17 protein-coding genes are annotated in these 21,479 nt (G+C 39.9%); all 17 read right to left on the bottom strand.

Annotated elements, in window-relative coordinates; all coding sequences use genetic code 11:
- Nucleotides 1-74 precede the first annotated feature (74 nt).
- The gene (locus tag G603_RS0101420) at nt 75-719 is read right to left on the bottom strand and encodes a YkgJ family cysteine cluster protein (protein ID WP_026669089.1); all 645 of its coding nucleotides are present in this window, start codon (nt 717-719) and stop codon (nt 75-77) included.
- Between the two features lie 3 nt (nt 720-722).
- Nucleotides 723-1,313: a low molecular weight protein-tyrosine-phosphatase gene (locus G603_RS0101415; protein ID WP_026669088.1), complete on the bottom strand. Its 591-nt coding sequence runs from the start codon at nt 1,311-1,313 to the stop codon at nt 723-725.
- 627 nt (nt 1,314-1,940) lie between these two features.
- The gene (locus G603_RS0101405) at nt 1,941-2,816 is read right to left on the bottom strand and encodes a BRO family protein (RefSeq protein ID WP_026669086.1); all 876 of its coding nucleotides are present in this window, start codon (nt 2,814-2,816) and stop codon (nt 1,941-1,943) included.
- A complete protein-coding gene (locus G603_RS0101400) occupies nt 2,806-3,033 on the bottom strand; it encodes a helix-turn-helix domain-containing protein (protein ID WP_026516141.1) in 228 nt (75 codons plus the stop codon). Before G603_RS0101400 ends, G603_RS0101405 begins: the two co-directional genes overlap by 11 nt.
- 516 nt (nt 3,034-3,549) lie before the next feature.
- A complete protein-coding gene (locus tag G603_RS0101395; protein ID WP_026524760.1) occupies nt 3,550-4,557 on the bottom strand; it encodes a virulence RhuM family protein in 1,008 nt (335 codons plus the stop codon).
- 52 nt (nt 4,558-4,609) lie between these two features.
- Complete coding sequence (locus G603_RS0101390) at nt 4,610-8,989, bottom strand: hypothetical protein (RefSeq protein WP_026669085.1); 4,380 nt, start codon at nt 8,987-8,989, stop codon at nt 4,610-4,612.
- Nucleotides 8,973-9,680, bottom strand: a complete 708-nt coding sequence (locus G603_RS0101385) for a DUF6063 family protein (protein ID WP_026669084.1) — start codon at nt 9,678-9,680, stop codon at nt 8,973-8,975. Before G603_RS0101385 ends, G603_RS0101390 begins: the two co-directional genes overlap by 17 nt.
- Nucleotides 9,677-11,224, bottom strand: a complete 1,548-nt coding sequence (locus G603_RS0101380) for a hypothetical protein (protein WP_026669083.1) — start codon at nt 11,222-11,224, stop codon at nt 9,677-9,679. The genes G603_RS0101385 and G603_RS0101380 overlap by 4 nt, the downstream gene beginning before the upstream one ends.
- Nucleotides 11,225-11,288: 64 nt before the next feature.
- On the bottom strand, nt 11,289-12,317 hold the full coding sequence (locus tag G603_RS0101375) for a Wadjet anti-phage system protein JetD domain-containing protein (RefSeq protein WP_026669082.1): 1,029 nt from the start codon (nt 12,315-12,317) through the stop codon (nt 11,289-11,291).
- A gap of 19 nt (nt 12,318-12,336) precedes the next feature.
- Entirely contained in the window at nt 12,337-12,642 is a 306-nt protein-coding gene (locus G603_RS18815; RefSeq protein ID WP_035791541.1) for a helix-turn-helix domain-containing protein, read from the bottom strand.
- Nucleotides 12,643-13,154: 512 nt separating this feature from the next.
- A complete protein-coding gene (locus G603_RS0101365) occupies nt 13,155-13,637 on the bottom strand; it encodes a GNAT family N-acetyltransferase (protein WP_026669081.1) in 483 nt (160 codons plus the stop codon).
- Between the two features lie 170 nt (nt 13,638-13,807).
- Nucleotides 13,808-14,482: a DUF3800 domain-containing protein gene (locus G603_RS0101360; RefSeq protein WP_026669080.1), complete on the bottom strand. Its 675-nt coding sequence runs from the start codon at nt 14,480-14,482 to the stop codon at nt 13,808-13,810.
- Between the two features lie 601 nt (nt 14,483-15,083).
- The gene (locus G603_RS18805) at nt 15,084-16,073 is read right to left on the bottom strand and encodes a phosphotransferase enzyme family protein (RefSeq protein WP_051207332.1); all 990 of its coding nucleotides are present in this window, start codon (nt 16,071-16,073) and stop codon (nt 15,084-15,086) included.
- Between the two features lie 2 nt (nt 16,074-16,075).
- On the bottom strand, nt 16,076-17,005 hold the full coding sequence (locus tag G603_RS0101345) for a mechanosensitive ion channel family protein (protein WP_026669079.1): 930 nt from the start codon (nt 17,003-17,005) through the stop codon (nt 16,076-16,078).
- 191 nt (nt 17,006-17,196) lie between these two features.
- Nucleotides 17,197-19,554 carry a transglutaminase-like domain-containing protein gene (locus G603_RS0101335; RefSeq protein ID WP_081669781.1) on the bottom strand — a complete coding sequence of 786 codons (2,358 nt, stop codon included), beginning with the start codon at nt 19,552-19,554 and terminating at the stop codon, nt 17,197-17,199.
- A complete protein-coding gene (locus tag G603_RS0101330) occupies nt 19,481-20,551 on the bottom strand; it encodes a DUF58 domain-containing protein (protein WP_026669077.1) in 1,071 nt (356 codons plus the stop codon). The genes G603_RS0101335 and G603_RS0101330 overlap by 74 nt, the downstream gene beginning before the upstream one ends.
- Complete coding sequence (locus G603_RS0101325) at nt 20,548-21,471, bottom strand: AAA family ATPase (protein WP_026669076.1); 924 nt, start codon at nt 21,469-21,471, stop codon at nt 20,548-20,550. The genes G603_RS0101330 and G603_RS0101325 overlap by 4 nt, the downstream gene beginning before the upstream one ends.
- Nucleotides 21,472-21,479 lie beyond the last annotated feature (8 nt).

The following is a 21,479-nucleotide window of genomic DNA, read 5'->3' as shown; positions in this document are numbered from 1 at the left end:
ACTCTTGTCAAGTGAGTGCTAATTATTTTTTATAAAAAATGCAGGCACACGAGAAAGGCCTGCATTTATGCGCGTTACTTCATACCGGATAGTCTCTCTTCAAATTGAGCATAGAAGCTCTCTTCCACATTGTAGGGCTTTATGAAAAACTCCTGCAGAATTCGCATGTTTATAGACTTAAGTTCCTCCTCCGGCATTTCCGGGGCTTTGTCAGAGATTTCTTTTAAAAAGTAGTGCCACTTATCTATGTAGGCTTCATAGCTTGATAGCTCTGGTGTATCCAGCCATTTCTTAATCTTTATCTTGGTCTGCCTCTCCTTATGGCATTCATGAATCTGAAGGAAATATTTGTGGGTGTTATCTTCAAATATTCTGCCTAAAGGGAAGAGTCTGCAGATACCTGGTCTGTGCGGATGAATACTGCATCTCCCCTCTCTGTTAAGGAAAGTGCACTTCTCGTCACCGTCCATCTTTAGGCATGGAAGAATGATTCCATCTGCTACTCTAAGTTCCAGATTTTCAGAAAGTAATATTTCAAAGCTTTTACCAAGACCCTTTTCAAGTCTGTAAACATCATAAGGATCAAGAGTTATGGAATCTCCCATACCACAACAGCATGCATGGCAACCACTGCAGTCATCCACACCGAGTTTTGCCATATCGCCTATATCGTAAAGCTTGCCGTCTGAAATTTTCTCTAAATCAACATCTCTTATCATGTATTAACCTCTCGGAAAATCATCGTGGACCAATCCTCTGTCATCACCATAATCGTCAAAAGGATCATCCATATCTTCTGCGTCTCCCATCTGAGATGCATATTTCGGATCCATAAGAATAGCCCTAAAAAGGCCATGGCATCCCTCTGAGCAGTCGCGCCAGGTATCATCAAAATTCCCGGTATACCAGGGATCTGCCACATCTCCGCTTCTATCGGCAAACTCCAGCATCTTGTATACCTTATTTTCAGGATCTCCACTGAAGAGCCTATTAAGATCTCTGATATTTGCACTGTCCATCCCGATTATGAAATCGAACTTGTCATAATCTGTCCGTGATGTAAGTCTTGCTCTTTTTTCAGAAACTCCCAGCTCATTGTCCGGAGTTCCGATTCCGTACTCCCTAAGCTTAGCCCTCGCCGGCGGATAGACAGGACTTCCCTGTCCGTTCCATATTTCGTCAGTGTGTGTCGCTGACGACTCTATATGGAAAAACTCATCCAAATGCTGCTTATGCACAATGTCTTTCATAATAAATTCTGCCATTGTTGATCGACAGATATTGCCATGGCAGACGAATAAAATCTTAATCATTGCTCTAAGGCCCTCTGTTTCTGCGGTTTCCCGCATTTCATATTTTTGTTGTTTTGTGGTTTACACCGCATAAGATGGCATATCTTGGTGTAAAGTAGTCAGCAAAAAGGGTAAAAAACAGGGTAAATTTCCAAAGCTTACCCTCACTGTTTGTGCGCATTTTGAATAAAAAAGCTTGACTTAGCCATTGTATTTGTTAATGTATAGCTAGGAGCAAAGCTCTAGGTGCGCTGACACCTTAAAAATCTGATAGTTTAGCTACACATATCGGGTAGCAAGTTGGCAGGCAACAGAAAAAACTGCAGTTTCAGTCGCACAAGTCGGGCGGCAAGTTGGCAGACAACAGAAAAATCAGCGTTATCTTTTGGCTATATATTTACAACAATTATCAGTGCGCATATAATAACAGTGATCAGGTTGCAGAAACTTGCGATGCCTGCGACCGGAAGAAGGACCAATGGGCCCTTCTTTTTTATTATAACGAAAAGACATCCCATATCTGGAATGTCCTTCTAACAAGAACGCCGGACCGGACAGCTTAACATCTGCCTTACATCCTCATGCAGTTTGCGACGATTTACCTCGCTTATATAACCATATCATGAATTATCCCAAAGCAAAAGTACATCATTCTCCATTTTCATTATCATTTTCATACTCGATATCTATAATGTTCTCTATAAGCCCAACAACAGCATCATTAAGTTGCATCGCATTCTGACTTGTGATGACGGGCTTACCGGTTTCTGCCTCAATATTCTTTCTGGCATCTCCAGCAATCTGTCCGCCTCTTTTTGCTATCGTTTTGTTTTCATCAAGTCCCTGCGGATTATGTACTTTAGTTAGCTCAGTAGTAGTTGCTTCTGCCAACATATTTAATGCAAGCTCAAGAGTACTCATGTTATCTCTTAGGTTTTCTTTTTTGAGTCCCTTAAGATTCTTATACTGCCTTGTTGACATGCCTGACCAGGCTCTGGTAACTTCATCTGTCAAAATAGCAAACTCTTTTCCCTGCTTAACACCATGACCTTTCCACTGATCCGTTAGCTCTTTTCTTGCACGAATTGTCTGAAGTCTTTGATTAATCCAGTCTGCGTCATATCCAAGTCTTGCATATGTTTCCAAAGCGCGATCTATCGTAAGCTCAGGGTCTATCGTCTCCTCTATTCTTTCACGGCCAACCTGTGCAAGCCACATCTTAAATGGTTCAGCCTTCTTGGAAGGAATTGACTGGATAATTCTTAGAAGTTGTTCAGTATTTGCTACATCAGTAAATCGCTTTCTCCCATCTTTAGCAGTCATTTTCAAAGCGTGACAATTTGTCACGCTTTCATTTCCTTCTTCTTTCAGTCTTTGCTTTAGTTTCCTCCAATATGTAGTCGGATCCTTACTTTCAGTTAAAACACCCGCCACATCAACTATTGAGAAATACCACTCCTCTTCATCTTCTACCCATGCGGTTCTAATAGGTTGATTTTCAAATAATTGTACTTTATCTGTCATCATCGTTGTCCCCATTTTTCTCTACATTTTTACTTCCCACCAGTTTTTCCATTTCGATTTTATACGCCATCAATCTCAAAAGATAATCTGGCATTTTCCTATTTCCCAATTCCCAATCCTGCAGTGTACGATACGGAATTTCAAAATACGCACAAAACTCTTTTCTCGACATTCCAGTACTGTTTCTTAATTCTATCAAATAATCTCTGCTATCCATGCAAGTCACCCCGTTCATTCAATGCCTTTATACTCATTGCGTATTATCAGTATACGCATACGCGATGCGTACTGTCAATAAAATAATGTCGATCAACTATACAGTCAACCGACATTTTTATTATTGTTGTTTACCCGATTACCCTAACGACAAGTTGCAATTCAAAATATTAGATAATCAAAGCACTTTCTAAAAAAACAAAAAGGGTAAATCGAGGGTAAACATTATAATCTCTTAATAGAATGTTCTCACCACACGGCTTTGCTACATTTTGTTAGTACTATGCCGTGGCAGACAAATAAAATTCTTATCATCTTAATAAAAAACCTCTATTCTCACGTATTTACTGGCTTTAAGCCTATTTTTGTCCAACGTATTTTTCTCATTTTCGTGGCAATCCTTGGCAATATTTGGCAAAGTTTGACCGGCAAAAGGTGCAAATCAGGGTGCAAAATCACTTGCATTGCACTGCCAAATATTTTATTTCCCAAGTACCCTCATAAATATAGCAAATCCCTATTTTTTTCTGCTTTGTTTCTTTGCTTCTTTGGCAACAACCTTTATACTCTTCATATACTCTTCTTCAACAGGCGAAAGGGTTGTCTCCTGGTATTTCCTGTATTCTTCCTTTGCTTTACTAAGAGCCTTTTCATGACTAACTTTCCCTGGTCCACTTAATAGTTTTCTATTTCCAGAAGTCAATATCGAATCAAGTTGATCAACATAATCACTCATGTACATAGGTTTATGCTCTATTGCATTAATCTCCGCCAAGTCAAAATAACCGGATACAAGATTATTTAAAATTTTTAGTTCATCCTCTTTCAGATAATTCTTTGCGATTCCAATATCCTTAAGTGCGGGCAACTCACCCGCAAATGAAGTTAATCCCATAAATGGCTTTTCAGCATCTGCTCTTTCATAAATCACTTCAGCTGCTGTATGACCATGTGCTGCATAGTGTAATTTATTCTGAACAATTTTGAAGAATTGGATTGACTCGTCACTTCTTGGATTGTAATCCACGCTGGTTGCATAAAGATCTAGAACCTGCCTATAAAGAACTTTTTCCGATGAACGGATATCTCTGATTCTATCTAATAGTTCTTTCCAATAATTCCCACCGCCATTACCTTTCAGGCGCTCATCGTCCATTGCAAATCCTTTAATGATATACTCCTTTAGTACAGAATTTGCCCAAATTCGGAACTGTGTACCGCGCTTAGATTTAACCCTATATCCAACAGAAATAATAACATCCAGATTAAAATACTCTATATCTCTTTCAACTTTTCTTCCACCTTCGATTTGAACTGTTGCAAAAAATGCAACAGTTGCCTCTCTAACCAACTCTCCCTCTTTAAAAATCTTATTTATATGTCTTGAGATTGTTGATTTATCTCTCTGAAACAATTCTGCCATTTGATCGATAGTAAGCCATACTGTTTCATTTTGAAGATTTACATTAAGTTTCGTTAAGCCATCATCTGTTTGGTAGATGATAACTTCCCCATATTCATTCACTATATGAATACCTCCAACTAATATGTTTAAACAAATAAAAAAGTCTTTATCATCAAAACAAACTCATCTGTCCGTTCATGATTTTATAGTAGCCATGCTCTATCCTCTCATTACCCTCATGCGTCATTATTTCGAAGTTTGAAAGGTTCTGTGCCTTTATAACAAGCTTGATAACGCAATCAAAGCAGCCGACAACATCACTCTTATTGATATCTGACAGGCAAATCAACTGTACATTGAAGTGCTTTGCTATATCAAACATCGGCTTCAAAAGATGCGCTGAGGTTATTTTTCCAAAAGGATTATCAAGGATCAGCACACTCCCCACGTTTTTGCTGACAAGCCCTGCTGATGACCTGGTATAATTCATGAGTGTCAGTACCACTGAGAAAAATACCACAAATTTCTCAGCACCAGAACTCTGTGTCAGTGTCTCCTCCCAACCCTTGTATACAGAGTTTGCACTGTTCATATCAATCTTATAGACCCTGATCTTTATGGATTCCTGGCGTATGTACTTATGAAGAAGCCTTTCACTTGAGACTAAAGCTCTGGCGCGCTTCTGGATCTGCTTTTCATCAGCGCCGCTTCGAAGGAGCTCTTTTATCTCATTAGCCCCCTGCTCAATCTCAGTCTTTATCGAAACCCTTGATGCTTCCTCAGATATCTCTTTTTCCTCAGGAAGATCCATCTTTACCATCTGCGTCTGAGGCTTGCCCGCAAAAATATGAGCCTTTGAACTGGCTGCTATCATACGAAGGTCAAGATACATCCTCTTCCCCTGATTCATACACTGGTCTACGATGTCATTAAAGTCGTTCTCAATTTCTCTTAGATCAGTCTCAATCCTGCTGTTAATCTTCTCTATGGAAGCTGTCATTGTACTGATGCTCTCACTGACCGTATAAAGCCGGTCTCCCTTCATCCCTGAATCATCAAGCATCTCACCGATGGCAGCAAGTTTATTCACTATTTCAGAAAGTGCTATGTCTTTAAACTCATCTACTGTTGTTCTTATGTTGCTCTTAAGCTTTTCTTTCTGATCCTGGAAGGTTTTCTCTACATGGATGAGATTTTCATGTATAGACTCCCACTGAACATCCGGTCTTTCGGAAAGAGTAACTGTCTTTATTATGTTTCCAAACTGAATAGGCTTTAAGACGTCTCCTACTCGATCAAAGATTCTCTCCAATGAATGCTTTTCTTGCTCGAGTGAATCTTTCCTTTCGTTTAACTGCTTTATCTCCTGTTTGGCGGCCTTTACTCTGGCTTTGAAATCCTCTCCTATCTCATTTTGTGGAAGAGCTACACCGTCAAAATCTTCAAGTGCTTTCCCAGCTGCATCATATCTCTGCTTGGCAGATGCCTCTTTCACATTACATTCTCCAAATATGGACCTGGCATTCTCCATTTTCTCTGAAGCTGCTCTCACTGCATCCTTGGCATTCTTGAGGGCTTCAGATGAAAAATGGACCGCTTCATATTCGGCCTTTTCACACTCATAATCACCAAGTTCTTTTTCATATTCAGCTTTGTCCTGCTGCGATTTATTAAGGCTGACTCTGAGATTATCCAGACTTTCACTGAGACTCCCCAGAAGAGTCTGGTACTGAGAGTAGAGTTCTTCCAATGATCCTTCAACGATTTCTGCTTCCTTTGCACTACCCGTATTCTCTAAAACTGTGCGGACGCGATCCAAGTGATCAGCCTGCTGCTTACGTTCATTTTCAAATGATGTCAGCTCATCCTGGCACTTAGCCACCGTATCACATACCTTTTTATATGAGCTTTCTGCATCTTTCAGGGCAACATATGCTTTCTGTGCTTTTGTATACCACTCATTTTCCTTGGCAAGCATTATACTGAGTTCAGCAAATGACTCAAGCCACACGGTAAGGTCATGCAAACGCTTTTCTTCACGATTCAGATCATCCTTAAGGGCATCAATTTTTTCCTTTATCCTCCCCTGTTCTTCTTCCAGTTCTTTCCTTCGGCCCTCTAAAGAAAATATTTTCTCATGTAGCCCGGCAATAGCTTTTTCCTGTAACGAGCTCCAGTCCTCAGAATAATCAAACTTTTCTACGAGTTTCTTCTCTTCCTCACTGTCCCGCAGCCTTTCGTTAAGACGCTGCAACTTTTCCTCTTTGACTCTTATTTCATCTTCCAATCTGCCATAATAACCTGATCTGTCAGCAAAATATTCTTTGTCATAAGCAGCCAGGTGAGAAGCACTTTCCATGTTCCCTGACATAAGAGAATTCACCTGTTCCATAGTAAAAAGCGGAACAGAGGCAGGGAGCCACTCCACATTCCCCGCCGCCAGAAGCTTTTCCATATCTTTTTCATTATTGAAAAGAAGTGAAAATGCAAATTCCGGGTGTCGCTCCATAATATCCTTGGCTTTTTCCTGCGAAATGGCAGCATTTTCTAAAAGACCTGTAATATATTCTTCACCGGTCTGACACCCCACTCCTGTGGACACCACATATTTCATGATATCCGGCAGAATATGAACATGACCTTCTTTCGCTGCCGTAAGCCTTTCTTCCAAAGACTGCTTGTCCTGCCCATGCTTTCTGATCTTTGCGCCGGTCATTTCTATTTCTTCCTGCAGTACACTTTTTAGACGACCGGAAAAAATAGTGCTATTTTCAAGGCTATATTTGCTGCAGATATGTATAAGTGAATCCAATAGTGTTCTGTATTCTGAAAGCGCATCCTCTGCGGCTTTCTTCTCTTCTGACAACCTGCCAAGTTTAAGCTTTACATCAGCCAGTTCATCAGGGATTTCATTTTTCCTGTCATCCATAGCATTTATTTCATTTTGGATTTTTGCTATGGAGACGGCAGTTTGCTCACGATTAGCATCCTGCTTAATCCGCACATCTTCTATATCTTTTTCAGAGTAGAATCCGTCCAGCATTCTTACCGCTTCGATTTTTAATGCATTAACTTTGGCATCAGTATTATCTTTTGAAGCACTCAGATTGGCAGTAAACTGCGCATGTTTCTCCTTCGCATCACTCCATAGCTTTTCAGACTTTACCATTTCATCTTTACTATCATTGAGCTCATCATTTTTACTCTGAATCTGTTCATCCTTTTGGGCAATACTCTGTGACAGGTTTTCGCTTTCACTTTTGGCCTTCAACTGGCAAGAGTATTTCAGCTTTGCTACAGTTTCCGCATCCTTAGAATTGTTTTCTTTTTCCTCAATAAGTTTCTTATATGCCGTTATCTGGCTGTCAGCCTCTAAAATCTGCCTGTAGAGCCTTGCTGATTGCAGTATTTCTTCAGCATGCTTTTTTACTCTTGTTTCTTCCCTGGATTGATCGAGAGCTTCTTTTGCATCCGAAAGAGCATTAGCAGCTTCCTCATATTCACCACTGGCTTCGTAGTATTCTTTGGATTTTTCCTCATGTTCTATATGTCTGATCTTGGAATCTACACTATGGATCTCCTTTGCAGTTCCATATATACTTTCATCTATGGTCCCGATTTTCCTGCCAATGGAAGCCTTAAAACCACAGACCTCACCTATACTATCCGATAATTTTTCCCCCGCATTATAAAGATTGTCGCTCATCTCCCCAAGCTCTGATAAATCTGTAATCAACCTTCTGTTAGTATCTCTTTCCCTGATGACAACTTCTTTTTCTGAGATTCTTTTTGCATAGTTGATAAGCATGGTTTCAAGGGATGAATCCATCCCGTTTGAAGCCACACTTTTCATTTTATTCTCAATGGCCGGAATAAAGAATTTGGCGATCAGTTTGTCAGATGTTTTTGCATCATCAAAATACTGGTTCAGTCCACCTTCATCCTTGTTGAGAGCCTCTATTACCGTCTCCCACTCAGATCTGTAAATGCCATATTCGGAAAGCTCTTTCGTCCATTTAGTACTTTCATCGGATGAATAAACTTCCAGAATACCTCTACTGGCCTTAGCCTTTTCCCTTACATAGGCAAAAGGTGCAGGTACATACTTCCCGTTCTCATTTTTGGAAAGCTCCAAAGCCGCTATACTGTAGGAAGAATAACTGTTTTCATAAACAGTCTTAAAGGTGTAGTACCTGATGCTATTTCCCCTCAGGCTCTCATCAGTGTTCTCGCTGGCACTTCCGGCTATGGCAATACCTGTCAATAGCTTGTCATCACTTCCGTCCAGATTCCATTCTATAAGTACAAAAGAATGATCTCCAGGGCGGCCAAAATAATCCTCAATATGTCTTCCACCTGCCATTGCCCTGGGGTGCACAGGCTGCATCATAAGCTGTACCAGGACTGTCTTACCGCCACCATTATTCAGGTTAAACAGTGAATTAAGCGCCTCTCCCTTATCTGAGGAAAGATCATATAATTCATCAGGGATAAAACGGTTGCCATCATTATAGTTAAAGTTTACAATCCTGATCTTATTTATCTGCGGCATGTTTGTCCCCCTCAATCCATGAGTTTATCATCTGAACACGCTCTTTCCTGAGAACATATGGCATAAGATCCTTTGTTTTCTTAGTAGGAGCCACTCTTCCATCATCGCCCTCTACAAAAAGATCATCTGCCCGAAGCTTAAGAATAATTTTATTTACAACACCATAACGGTCATCTACTCTTCTGCTTGTCGGATCCCCTTCCTTTTTACCGAGCCAGTCCTCAGCCAGCATGTAAAAGCTCTCACTGAAGTCTTCTGCCTTATCCTCACCATCTACGCCCTTCTGAGTTACGCTAAGACAGTGATCGGTAAACTCCTTTATAAGCTCTTCTTTTGTGATGAAGTCTCTGACAAGTGCCTCTGAGCCCTCACCCTTGAAGAATATATACAAAATGTAAATAGCAAGATAATTTAGCAGATACAGGTCCCTCGTCCTTACATCATTGCCTGCCTTGATATCAGACCTGTAATCAATATTGTTTTTAAGAAACAGATCATTGTCCTGGGTTGGGACCATATATATTCTGTTCTGTGCAGGCATTATTTCAAATCCAAGTTCTGCACCCATCTGATCGAGTTCATCCCTTGCTTCCGGATCCTCTACAAAGCTCCATAATACGCTGTTTTCATCGCGGTCAATCCAGCCTTTTTTCATAAGCTCATGATAAAGCTTAAGCGCATTTTTATTCATCGTTCTACCTCAACTGTAAAATTAGTCATTTCTATTGTCACCTGCGTTTCCCCATCATCCACAGTAAACTCGCATTTCTGATCAGATGTAAAAAATGTTATTTTCTTCATGTTCAGATAATTCTGTGGCATATTGCTAAGAACCCAGAGAAGGTCGAACTCGCCAAGTGGTTCTTTAGCAAACAAACTCTCATCGCCATGGAGCGCCTCAAAATCAATCTCTCTTTTCTGATATATGGTCATAAGTGTATTAGGAAGAGCGCTTTCCTTATTCCATTTCATAAGTTCATCCATTGAAAGCGTCCTTATGAACTTCTTTATCTCAAAAGAGCTTTCTTTCTGAAGAAATGCAAAAAACGCTGTGCATATCTCCATGTATATTTCATTTCTTTTCCTGCCCAGTTCCTCAGCTTTTATGTCAGCATCATCTATGCTGAGCCCCTTGTCTTCTTCCTCATTACTTATGGTTCCGCAGGCTGCATAGAAGTTTTCTATACTGAATTTCTTATCAAACTCCGGACTGAGTAGCGGCTCCATGATTGTATATACTGCATCCCCCAGTCCATCTCCCATTTTTCGGAGTTTCACCATAATGTCCTGCTCAAAGTTCATACGTTCAAAGCTTTTTATAACAAAGCTGTCCCGCAGCATCTGCTTATAGCTTTCCGAAACAGAGCTTTTGGCATTAATAAGGGACCGCTGCTCCAATATGGTAATATCCAGATTCTTATTGATCTCATTAAGAGATTTCAGATTTTTCCTGGCTTCTTCAGTATCAGCACCATTTTCAAGTGCGCTCCTTATGGCCTCTGCCTCCTTGCGGGCATTCTTCTGAATCTCTTCCAGTTCCTTCTGCTCATCATACATAAGGTTTCTGAACTGGCCCACTATTCTCTCGTATTCATCAACTGTTATCTTTGCAATGTTTTCCCGGCATCGCATTATGAAATCATCCATGCTGTGACTCATGTTTCGGAGCCTTGCAACCAGCTCCCTGCTCTGGGAAAGTGCCTCGGAATAATTCTTACGCTTCATGTATTCCTGCATCTTAAAGCGGGTTACAGAATAATCCAGTTCAGACTCTATTTCTTTAGACCTGTAAAGGAAGTCAAAAACATCATCTGTCAGATGATAAGAACCCTTTTCCTCATTGACAAGGCGAATTGGCATCTTCTTAAAGCTTTCTGAATCTGCGTAAAAAGTATTATATTCAATGAGCTTTCCGTTATTCTGAAGAACATTTACAACAATAAAACCGGCAAGTTTATAAGTGTCAATTTCATATTCTTCAGGAACAATCTGAATTATGCTGTCAAGAAATCCTGCAATATCCTTAAGTGTACAGGACTGTCTGTCACTCAAAGTACGTTCCTTGATATACAAAAGAACAGCAACTACTAGGTTGTTTATATAATCATAATCTCCACCGAACATCTTCTTTATATCATCCGGATAGCTTGTAACAGTGATACTCCTGACGATATCAATAAACTTCATTCTGTTCTGAAAATCCGAAAGCATCTCTTTTATGTCAGAACGAAGCATCAATCTTCACCTCCATTTCATTACGGATACAGTCTCTCATCAGCTCGTGACTCGCTGTGGTCGACTAGCAACCTTCTTCCAAATACTTGTATGATATTATCTCCTGTGGAATAAGCTTATTATTCTCAAATATGTCCGATAGAAGGTTCCTTTCATCATCGGAGAACTCATTGATAAGATCATCGAAACGCATGCCCTGCTTCTTGGAAGACGGACTATCCTCCAGTTCAATATTCTTTGCTCTTTCTATCATTTTCTTATATCCGGGCACGAATAAAGATATATCAAGCCTGTCATTGGCATCTTTAGTCCTTCTGAATATGTCAAAGCCCTCTCTGTCAATGTCTCCCCAGTACAGGAATTTCACATCAGGCTCACCCATGAATTTAACATACTCTTCAAGTGCTCCTGTTCTGTCAGAAACCTTGTTACCTTCGCCATAAACAACTCCATCAATTGGTATCCCAAACAGGCCTTTTACGCCGTCCTCAAACATACGCCTTCGGATATTAAACCAGATATCCTTATTCTCGCAGATTAAAAGCATCATGTGCTCCTTTCTGACCGGAATATAATCATGAAAGCAGTACTCGGGGGTATCATAGAATCTCAGCTCCGACTCTGTAATCTGCAGCTTTCGTAAAAGAGCTTTGACCATGCTGTCATCAAGCGTTTTTTCATGTCCAAATATCTCAAAGGAACGCTCTTTCCTGGATACAAAAATCTCGTCCTTATCCACGAACAAGAAGGCACTAAGCCCTTCGATAACAGCTCTGTTCCTTTGAAATTCCATTGGGTTAGCCGACAGATAACCGCTCTGCAGTAACAGAGGATGGAGCCTCTTTATTTCATCGATGGCGTCCTTATCAGCCTCTTCTTTTATCAAAATCCTGTATTTTTTATATAACGGATAGCATATATTGCCGTTTTTGCCTGACGACTTGACCGGTTTAATAATCTCTTCCATTATCATTTCTGAAATCTGTTCATACGCACTCTGTTCATCCATTATGCTTATTTTCATAATAGTTTTAATCTCTTCCAATGTTATTGTTTTCTTACCATGCCCCAGTAACTTTTCCTTGATATTCAAAACTCCCCTCCAAAAATAATTACTCTTCTACATCATCTATAAACTGCATGACTTCGATCTGCTTTTCCTCTGATAAAGCCGCAAATCTCTGATAATACTCCATCAGCCTTTTTCTATTGCTATCACCGTTTTCATACAAAAGTTCGCTAACATCAACTTTGTATAACTCGGCAAATTGTACCAATTCATTCGCTGTTACTTGTCTCTTACCAGTTTCAATAGCACTGAGCGTGGGTCTCGACATTTGCATACTCTCTGCAGCAACAGCTTGATGCATATGTATATTATTTCTTGCTTCTCTTAGCCTTTTTCCCAAATTGTTCATTCGACAAACCTTTTTCCCAAAACTATGGTTGACAATACTTTTTTATGATAACATTCTACGAAAGCGCCCCCAAATACCATTCCAAGACTTTTGTTGGAATTCTGCCGTGGCATTCTTATATTTGTCAATATCGCTTTCTGAAATATCTAAATACTCATGAACAATCCATCAATGCTATTAAGTTAAGAGCCTTCGAGCATCTTGGCTTTCTAAATTAGCGAAAAAACCGCCAGGCGCCTATATTGACATAATCCCTGTATTTGATATTATCTAATTGAGCTGACCACAACGGTCTTTGGTTCACCGAACGGCAGGGAATATTACCCTGCCACGTTTATTTCATGGATCATATTATGAGTAAAAGTTTTACAAAAAGAGGGCCACTTTTCCTTTTACAGAAAAGTTGTCCTCTTCGTTTTTTCGTTAAGATTATCTTAACCTAATAGCATTGAACAATCCATCCGCTTTTATTTTTTTTCAAATAATTATAAGCTCTCCATCTTTGATTTGATTCACAGTTTTAAAACTGCAATAACTTCCTCGCCGTCCATTTCCCCAGTTTCCTTGAAGCCAAAAGAACTATATAAAGAAGCAGCTACTTTGTTTTCCGGTTCATATGAAAGCCAGCAATAATCAGCTTCACCACAAGGTTTTGTGCTAATAAAATCCAAAGCCAGCTTTATTGCTTCTCGTCCGTATCCTTTGCCCTGATACTGTTTATCGATCATCAAACGCCAAAGATTATAATTACCATAAGCAATCTCTGGTGCATCCTGCCAATAATCATCGCTGTCAAATCCAATCATTAGAAAACCGACCGGTATCTCTCCATCATAGATACCAAAAGGGAACGCGTATCCGTTTCCAGTAATTGCTGTATAAGCCTCAATGATGCTGATATCATTAGCTGCCACAAAACTTTTCTGATTATCTGATACCTGTAAGTTCAACAATTCCCAGACATTTTTCCCATTGACTTTTTCTAATCTCAACATATTATTATCCCGATAGTTTCCTCTTTACATAACTAAACAACAATATATATTGTACTAGTAACGAGAGGGCACTGCAATTAAATAATTGCCGGAAACATGCTGTTTTATGCCATTTAAAGCCTTATAAATAATTTAGAGGCTGCCCTAACAGGACAGCCTCTTCAAATATGTCATATTCTCTTTTTACTTATACCTTTAATAAACGTCTTCTTAAGCTCGTTGGGCTTATAGAAAAATTGCTGTTCGCCCTTGCTTAAGCGTTTTTCATCCCTTTTGATTTGAAGAAGATCGATAGTACACAAAAAATCTGCAGCCTGCAGGAGACGATATTTTTGTGGCTCTGCTTTTCTAAATACAACATTTGATAACTGAATAGAGAAAATGGCATTAAGAATTGAGCCAAGCTCTCTCTGACCATTATCATAATAAACGATTACCTTATCATATTCATTAAGATAATCCATATGCTCAGCAAGCATAGCATTTATAGCCTTTCCAAGTTTACCAGATAGCTGAACTCTGTCATTTGCTTCTTTTCTCTTGATGACCACGGTGCAAAAATTTATAGGGCACCTCATTACAAAATTGAACATTCTATAAATCAGCTGCCTTCTTTCATCTAAAGAATAATCTTTGAAAATTCCTTCCTTACGAATAACTGGGCCAGTATGAATATACTCAATATCCAATCCTGATTCTTTAACGCTATTTTCAAGCTTAATTGTATTCTCTGTAATATCATTAGCTTGATCATGGAAAACAAATGTCACCAGATAATAATCTCTTATGTCCCTTGTTTCTCCAAAATCACCTGACTCATCAATAAAAATGCTAAGTTCTTTCATAGTCATTAACTCCAAAAAAAATGACGGGAAATTCTTCCCGCCTGCGGTGATCCAAAGAGCTTTCGCTCAGATCACTATTATAGTACCATAAATCGGCTATATTTTCAACAAATTTAAATAGAATCAAATACTATTCATTAAGCATAGATACTACGTGCCTTAGTAGTAAGTTCGGTAGTATCTCTCTTTTTATCTGCCATAGCCTGCTAAACTTTGCCCCATTATGCAAAAGCTTGCATTATCATCCCTTCGGAGTGCCATGACAGACGAATAGTATGCGTATCATTGCTCTTTCCTCCTATCTGGATATAACAAATCTCTCCATGCTCAAAAATCTACTACAACTGCCTGAAATAAATAACGTTATTGTCTGGATTGTAAAAGCTCATATTTACAGCACACCAATGGCATTATTCTTTTTGGTTCCGTCATTATAGATAGTCAGCTGTGTCCCTTCTGAGAAAATAACTGATGAGTGTCATCATTGCTGTTATTTTCTACCCCCAGCAGCCTTTTATAAAAATCTGCCAGTCTCCGTACATCGTTTGTCAGCAGGCACACTTTCCCAATGATCATGATTTACAACCTCTCATTAACACCATCAAATAAATCCCGCATATGGTATATGCTTTATCAGACACTCTGCGGCATCTTCGATATCTTCAGGATCAAGTTCTTCTCCTTCATGCGCACTACACTCAAATTCGTCAACTATGTTCTCAATCAGCACCATATCAATGAACAGCTGTAGCTTAGAAACTTCCTCGTCAGAAATATCAGTCTCGCTCCTGTATCCGTTCAGTACTGTGTCAAAATAGCCTTTCATCCCATCCATGCGTTTTCTGGGATCCGGCTCATTTTGAAACCATCCGGTTCCGTGGATCCAGAGATTAGCCAGATCAAACATGTACCAGCAATACATACAGTTATCAAAATCAAATACCGTGATGTCGCCGGTATTCATATCAATATGGTAATTTCCATCACTAAAATCAAAATGCACAAGTCCATAAACACTCTCATTCACAGTAAGCTTGTGAAAATCTTCCAGGCGCTCTCCGATCGCTATTTTGAGATCCTTATATTCATCAGGTATCACTTTTTCGATATACCCCTGATTGTATTTATCAAAAAACTCCGTTCTTTTGTTCACGGGCTTATATACCTTCGAAAGTCTGTGAATTGCGCCAAGCGTTTTACCCGTGTTGTAGAAGTACTCATCAAGTGGTGCCCCTTCTCTGTACCTGTATCCATTATCTGAAATCAGCATTCCTTTAGCAAAAGAAAACAGCATTACGAAGCACTCTTTTCCATCCTCAGTGAAAGACTCAACAAGATTTTGGTTTAAAGAAGAAATCACATCCGCCACAGGAGCTCCTGCTTCTGCAAGATAATGAACAAACTCTGCCTCTGCAAAATAATCATTCTTTTTTCTGTCACCAAGCACTGAAAAACGCAAAACATATTCCGGTATTCCGTTTCTTTTGCAAATATAAATCTGATTCCTTCCGCCTTCATGGCCAGGGACTCTACTTAGTTCATATTCTTTTAGGCCATACAGATTCTTTGCATTGCCAAGAAATTTGTCCAATATTAACTCTCCTTTCGCAGATTTTGGTCCAGGGGGACGGGTTCATTTCTCATAACAACACTTGTATGTGGATACGGTATCTCGATACCTGCATGTTCAAGAGCCTCGAATACTCTTGTATTTATGTCGTCCTTTAAAACCTCTGTAGCTGTACCCGGTTTATAATACACAGTTACTTTCATGTTAAGTGAGCTATCATCTATGGCTATGAAATAAACGGGAGCGTATATCATTTCACCGTTTTTTGACTTTTTGCCGGGATAAGAATATGGGCTCTCCTCTATGGCATCAAAAATAACCTGCTTGGCTTTCTTGATGTCAGTTTTATAATCTACAGGGAAACTAAACTGCACGGATCTTGGAACATAATCATAACTGTAATTCTTTATTGTTTCGGTATTTATGACACTGTTTGGAATCATCAACACGATTGTATCTATCAATCGAAGTTCTATATGACGCATAGTGATTCTTTCAACTATACCTGATGTCCCGTCTGCTAGTTCAATCCTGTCCCCAAGATCAAAAGGCTTATAAACACTTATCTGAATACCTGCAAGAATATCCTTTATTACATCCTGCGCAGCGAAGCCTACTACAGCAGCCAAAACAGCAGCACTTCCAAGTAGTGAGTGCCCTATTTTGTCTCCGCCAAGAGGAATTACAATAAATATAATAATAATGGCAAGCTTGACCAGACTCTCTGCAAACTGAAGATGTATCTTTTTACCTTTCTTTTTTTCTATGGCCGCAAAGATCTTTTTACTGATTTTTAAACATATCCAGCCAATAAGAAAATAGAACCCCAAAATCAAAACTGTAATCAAAATAACTATGATCATAGACCAAATAAACGTACCGGGATTCTCAGACATATACTGAACTATCTCATCTTTATGGCTTTCCAAAATATTATTTATTAAAGTGTTCATTTTAATTCCTCATAACTGACTTTTTTGAATATGGCTCCCATGTCTTTTTATTCAGAAGCCATTTCAGCACAAGAAAAAAGATCACCAACTGAACAACCAAAACTAAAATCATATTAAATTCCTCCCTCATAAAAACAATATGGGTAAATTTTACACCATTAACAAAACCTAAAATATAAAAATATTATAAACTATTCTCTTTTGCTTAGCATTTCTCTTACCTTCATCGCAAGATTATTCTCCTCAGGTGAAATTCCTAAAGCACAATCTCCGGCGTAGATCATCCTGTAATATGCGCCAAATACAACTTCAAGGTCACCTCTGACATCCTCCGGCGCTTTTTCCAGATAATCAGATAAAAGACCACGGTCTTCGAAATCATCCTCTGCCTTTTTCTTAATGATCTTCTTTATGGCTTCAACATCCATGAAAAGCTTTTTCTCCGGGGTTCCATACTTATATTTAAATCCGGTTATGGCCGAGTTCCCTGCAACCAGCAGTATCAAAAGAAGAACAATGCTAAGCGCGACAGGCCATGCTATCTTAAATATACTTACAGCCAGCTTCTCTTCCACTACTTCGACGTCTTCTCCCACCTCCAATGACGCATCCACTTCAGGAATTGCAGGAAGTTCCATTTCAGGATATTCAAAGCTGTAAGCATCTGCTATCTCTATTTCAGGCTCTTCCTTTGCTTTTCTGTGCCATGTGTGATCAATTGCTGTACTGTACGCACTCGTTGGCTCAAATGGAACCCATCCTACATTTTTTAAATATGCTTCAGGCCAGATATGAGCATTATTGCTGCTGACCACATATTCATCCTGAGCATCAAAGGGAAATGCATATCTGTAGCCAACACATGCTCTTGCAGGAATCCCTAAAAGCCGCAGCAGCATTATCATAGAAGCAGTGTAATGAACACAGTACCCCTGCTCCGTCTCGAACAAAAATCTGTCCGCTATGTCACTCATGCCTTCAGAAGTACTCATATCCGAATCAGGGTTATGTCCACCGACCGCATTTGTACTGTAGGTATACTGCCTCAGATAACCTTCGACTGCTTTACATTTATCGTATTCATTAGCCGCAGCCGATGTGATCTCGTCAGCAAGCTTAATCATTCTGTCACTGGCACCATCTGTTTCTAAGCAATATGAATACTCAGCTCTGTTATTATGCTGCCCACCTAAGGTCTCGCCTTCAACATAAGACATGCCATCTGCATTTATCTCAGTAATAATCTCATCAAACTCCTGCCTGTCAACAAATCTGTCAAAATGTGTTCCATATAGCTCATTCACATATTCACAGGCTACATCATAGGTAAATTCTAAATTTGAAACATCACTCTCACTATCTCTAAAAAGTCCAATAAGGTAGGGACTACCATAATCAATATCGATAAATCTCGAACTCAGACTGTATCCTTTTTTATGTTTGGACTTACCGGTACCGCCATCAACGATACCATCTTTATTGCTGACCTCAAATGAATTCCCCGGCACTATCTCATCTGTGGTATCGAGATATGCATACTCAATATCTATGTGTGATAGCTGCGAAAAAAGTCCCGCCATTTCTTTATTTACGCCTTTGTCATACAGGAACTTTATGAAGCTTACAAGCTGCTTTTTATCTGCGCCCCGACCGCCCTGAAGGTACACAGTACGACGCATTTTCATATTAACTGTGCTTTCATCATCGGTATAAAAATAAAAAGGCTTCTCTTCTGTTCTCAGAATAAGCTGATCCTTCTCTGATTTTGCAAGACTGTTACCTGTGACATTTAGTGAACTGTAGCCGGCAACATATGAGCCTTCGCCAAAGGAAAAGGACAGGTAATACGCCACATCATCCGCGGCGTTCCTTACGTTCTTTACAAGTCTCTCTCCTGCATTAACAACAGGAGTCCAGTCAATTGGCGCATCTCCCATAGGTATCGCAAGAACTATAATTCCCAATAAAGCGAAATAGTAAAAAGGAAAAGCTTCCTCCTTCCATGCATAGATAAGCTTTTGAACTGCAGCCAGAGTCATTACGACAAGACAGATAAAAAGCAGTTTATCCGTGTAATTTTTCCCTCTAAATGCTCTCCACACAAAGCGCAAAAGCAATGCTGCCACATTCAAAACAAAACTTCCCCATAGAAGCACATACTCTCTTTTCCACATAAAAACAAAAACTATTCTCAAAATGGCAGCCACAATTACCGCCACATCAAGGTAAGGCCATGCCTCCATATCCCTTAGAAGCAAATATAAAAGCATTGACGGAAGGAGCGGAAAAACAGATGCTGCGCTACTATTTACGAATATTCCAAAGAGATACTCAAGCACAGTAAAAAATGCGAAAAACGAAAATACAGACATGACAAAGAAGCCTCTATCAAGGTCTACTGTGTCGCCCTTTAGAAGCAGAAAAATCTCTGTAGATATTATGACCAGAGAGAGCACAAAAAGATGAATCTTTAATTCATCCGCAAATAACGTAGTTATCTTCTCCCGGCCCCGGATCTTCTCTGATGATGATCCTTGTGTCGTAAGCATAACTGCTACTCCTTTGATCCTCTGCCATATTCATGATCTCATCAAATTCTTTTTTTGATCTGTAAAAAATACCATCTGCAACTTTACCGTAAAACTCCAAAAAACTATCATAGGAATCCACTGTGGTGGTGACGATTGCTCCTGAAGGATATATCAGCCTCACAGGAACACCCTGTTCCCCGAAGTGCCATGCAGCAGATACGGCAAACTCAAGGAAGTAATCCCTCTTTTTCAAAAACTCCGTATCCTGCTCCCTCTCGGGAACATCTGCAGCCTGCATCAAAATAGTAACCCGTCTTTTCTCAATTTTGTCAGGAACTCTGGACATAAGAGTTCCAAGCCTTGCAGATACCTTCCAGTTGATCGCGGCAGGTGCGTCTCCCCTCTGATAAGGTCTAAAATCGCTTCCTGGCGTATCTTCATAGATCCTGTTACTCTTAAGTCCCGTACTGTTTATGAGATTCTCAAGTTCCAAAACAGGATTTGCCACATCAGTTATCTGAGGACTGACAACAGCCCTGAAGGTATATGGGATATCAAATTCAGCAGTAAAAATATTAAAGGGATCCGTAAAAGCAACGCGTCTTATTCCCACATCATAGGAGCCTGCATATTTGCAGCTGATTCCCGAATTCAGTTCTTTCTTTTCATGGATATCGAGAGATAGTTTCTGACCGTCTTCTATCTCATAGAGATTGCACCTGTCGTCAAAAACAAACATGCGCATTTTATGAATCGGGAGAAATCCCGCGTTTTCTATGGTGGCACGATAATTATGGTCTTCACCTTTGGTTAGTTTATGAACTTCTATTTCCTGGAAAATACGTAAGAATTTGTAATTTAGAAAAATATATAATGCCGAAAAAGGCACAAGAAATAATACCGCATAGAGCAATGCATAAGAAACCGGGCCTCCGTAAAAACTGGCAAATACAATGCTCGCTGCGACAACAAGTAGATGTATGATCACACCCTTTTTATTCACAGTAATATTCATGGCACCTTCACTTGTTCAAGAATCTTCCTGACAAAATCTTCCTTGGTTATACGACTGAGTCTTGCCTCAGCTGAAAGCATTAGTCTGTGAGGTATAGTAAGTCCTGCAGCCCCTGCAATATCCTCAGGGATGCAGTAATTCCTGTCATTTATATATGCTATTGCCTGTGCGCATCTTAGCATGGAAAGCAGAGCTCTCGGGGATGCTCCGCATGAAATCTCAGCCTTGTTCCTTGTTGCTTCAACAATACTTACAGCATATGCTCTGAGGTTCTCATGGATAGATACCTTTTCCACTTCTTTTTTCATGGCAATAACTTCATCCCCCGTAAGTACAGGATGAGTCTCCTCATGAAGTTCTCCCTCAAGGAAACGTCTCGCCATATCCTCAGAAGCCGTGGCATCCGGATATCCAACAGAAAGCCTCATCATGAACCTGTCCATCTGGGACTCTGGAAGCGGATAGGTTCCTGCCATTTCTGCGGGATTCTGAGTTCCTATCACCATAAAAGGCTCAGGGACCGGAATCTCTTTACCATCAATTGTAACCCTGTGCTCCTCCATAACTTCAAGAAGCGCAGACTGAGTCTTAGGGGATGTTCTGTTAAGCTCATCAGCAAGAATAATGTTATTTACTACTGGTCCTGGAATGACCGAAAAATTACCATCAGCAGGGCTATAGACAGAAAGTCCCGTAATATCTGATGGCGTAGTATCAGGGGTACACTGAATCCTGGAAAAAGAAACAGATAGCGAATCAGCAAGCGCTTTTGCAAGAGATGTTTTACCAACACCCGGTACATCTTCAAGCAAAACATGACCGCCGGCTAAAACTGATATGATGATCTTTTCGATCACATCACCTTTACCGACAATTCGCTGCTCCATGCTATCTTTAAGTCTCTTTGCCTTCTCGTTCATAAGTTCCC

The organism is Butyrivibrio sp. AE3006 (assembly GCF_000424165.1).
In the GTDB taxonomy this organism is placed as follows: domain Bacteria; phylum Bacillota; class Clostridia; order Lachnospirales; family Lachnospiraceae; genus Butyrivibrio.
Note: the sequence above shows the minus strand (reverse complement) of the source record. Positions and strands in the feature narration are given on the sequence as shown.

Excerpts from the sequence above, each read along its gene's own strand:
- G603_RS0101420 (WP_026669089.1), bottom strand. The coding sequence starts at position 719 with ATGATAAGAGATGTTGATTTAGAGAAAATTTCAGACGGCAAGCTTTAC.
- G603_RS0101415 (WP_026669088.1), bottom strand. The coding sequence starts at position 1,313 with ATGATTAAGATTTTATTCGTCTGCCATGGCAATATCTGTCGATCAACA.
- G603_RS0101405 (WP_026669086.1), bottom strand. The coding sequence starts at position 2,816 with ATGACAGATAAAGTACAATTATTTGAAAATCAACCTATTAGAACCGCA.
- G603_RS0101400 (WP_026516141.1), bottom strand. The coding sequence starts at position 3,033 with ATGGATAGCAGAGATTATTTGATAGAATTAAGAAACAGTACTGGAATG.
- G603_RS0101390 (WP_026669085.1), bottom strand. The coding sequence starts at position 8,989 with ATGCCGCAGATAAATAAGATCAGGATTGTAAACTTTAACTATAATGAT.
- G603_RS0101385 (WP_026669084.1), bottom strand. The coding sequence starts at position 9,680 with ATGAATAAAAATGCGCTTAAGCTTTATCATGAGCTTATGAAAAAAGGC.
- G603_RS0101380 (WP_026669083.1), bottom strand. The coding sequence starts at position 11,224 with ATGCTTCGTTCTGACATAAAAGAGATGCTTTCGGATTTTCAGAACAGA.
- G603_RS18815 (WP_035791541.1), bottom strand. The coding sequence starts at position 12,642 with ATGAACAATTTGGGAAAAAGGCTAAGAGAAGCAAGAAATAATATACAT.
- G603_RS0101365 (WP_026669081.1), bottom strand. The coding sequence starts at position 13,637 with ATGTTGAGATTAGAAAAAGTCAATGGGAAAAATGTCTGGGAATTGTTG.
- G603_RS0101360 (WP_026669080.1), bottom strand. The coding sequence starts at position 14,482 with ATGAAAGAACTTAGCATTTTTATTGATGAGTCAGGTGATTTTGGAGAA.
- G603_RS0101345 (WP_026669079.1), bottom strand. The coding sequence starts at position 17,005 with ATGAACACTTTAATAAATAATATTTTGGAAAGCCATAAAGATGAGATA.
- G603_RS0101335 (WP_081669781.1), bottom strand. The coding sequence starts at position 19,554 with ATGCTTACGACACAAGGATCATCATCAGAGAAGATCCGGGGCCGGGAG.
- G603_RS0101330 (WP_026669077.1), bottom strand. The coding sequence starts at position 20,551 with ATGAATATTACTGTGAATAAAAAGGGTGTGATCATACATCTACTTGTT.
- G603_RS0101325 (WP_026669076.1), bottom strand. The coding sequence starts at position 21,471 with ATGAACGAGAAGGCAAAGAGACTTAAAGATAGCATGGAGCAGCGAATT.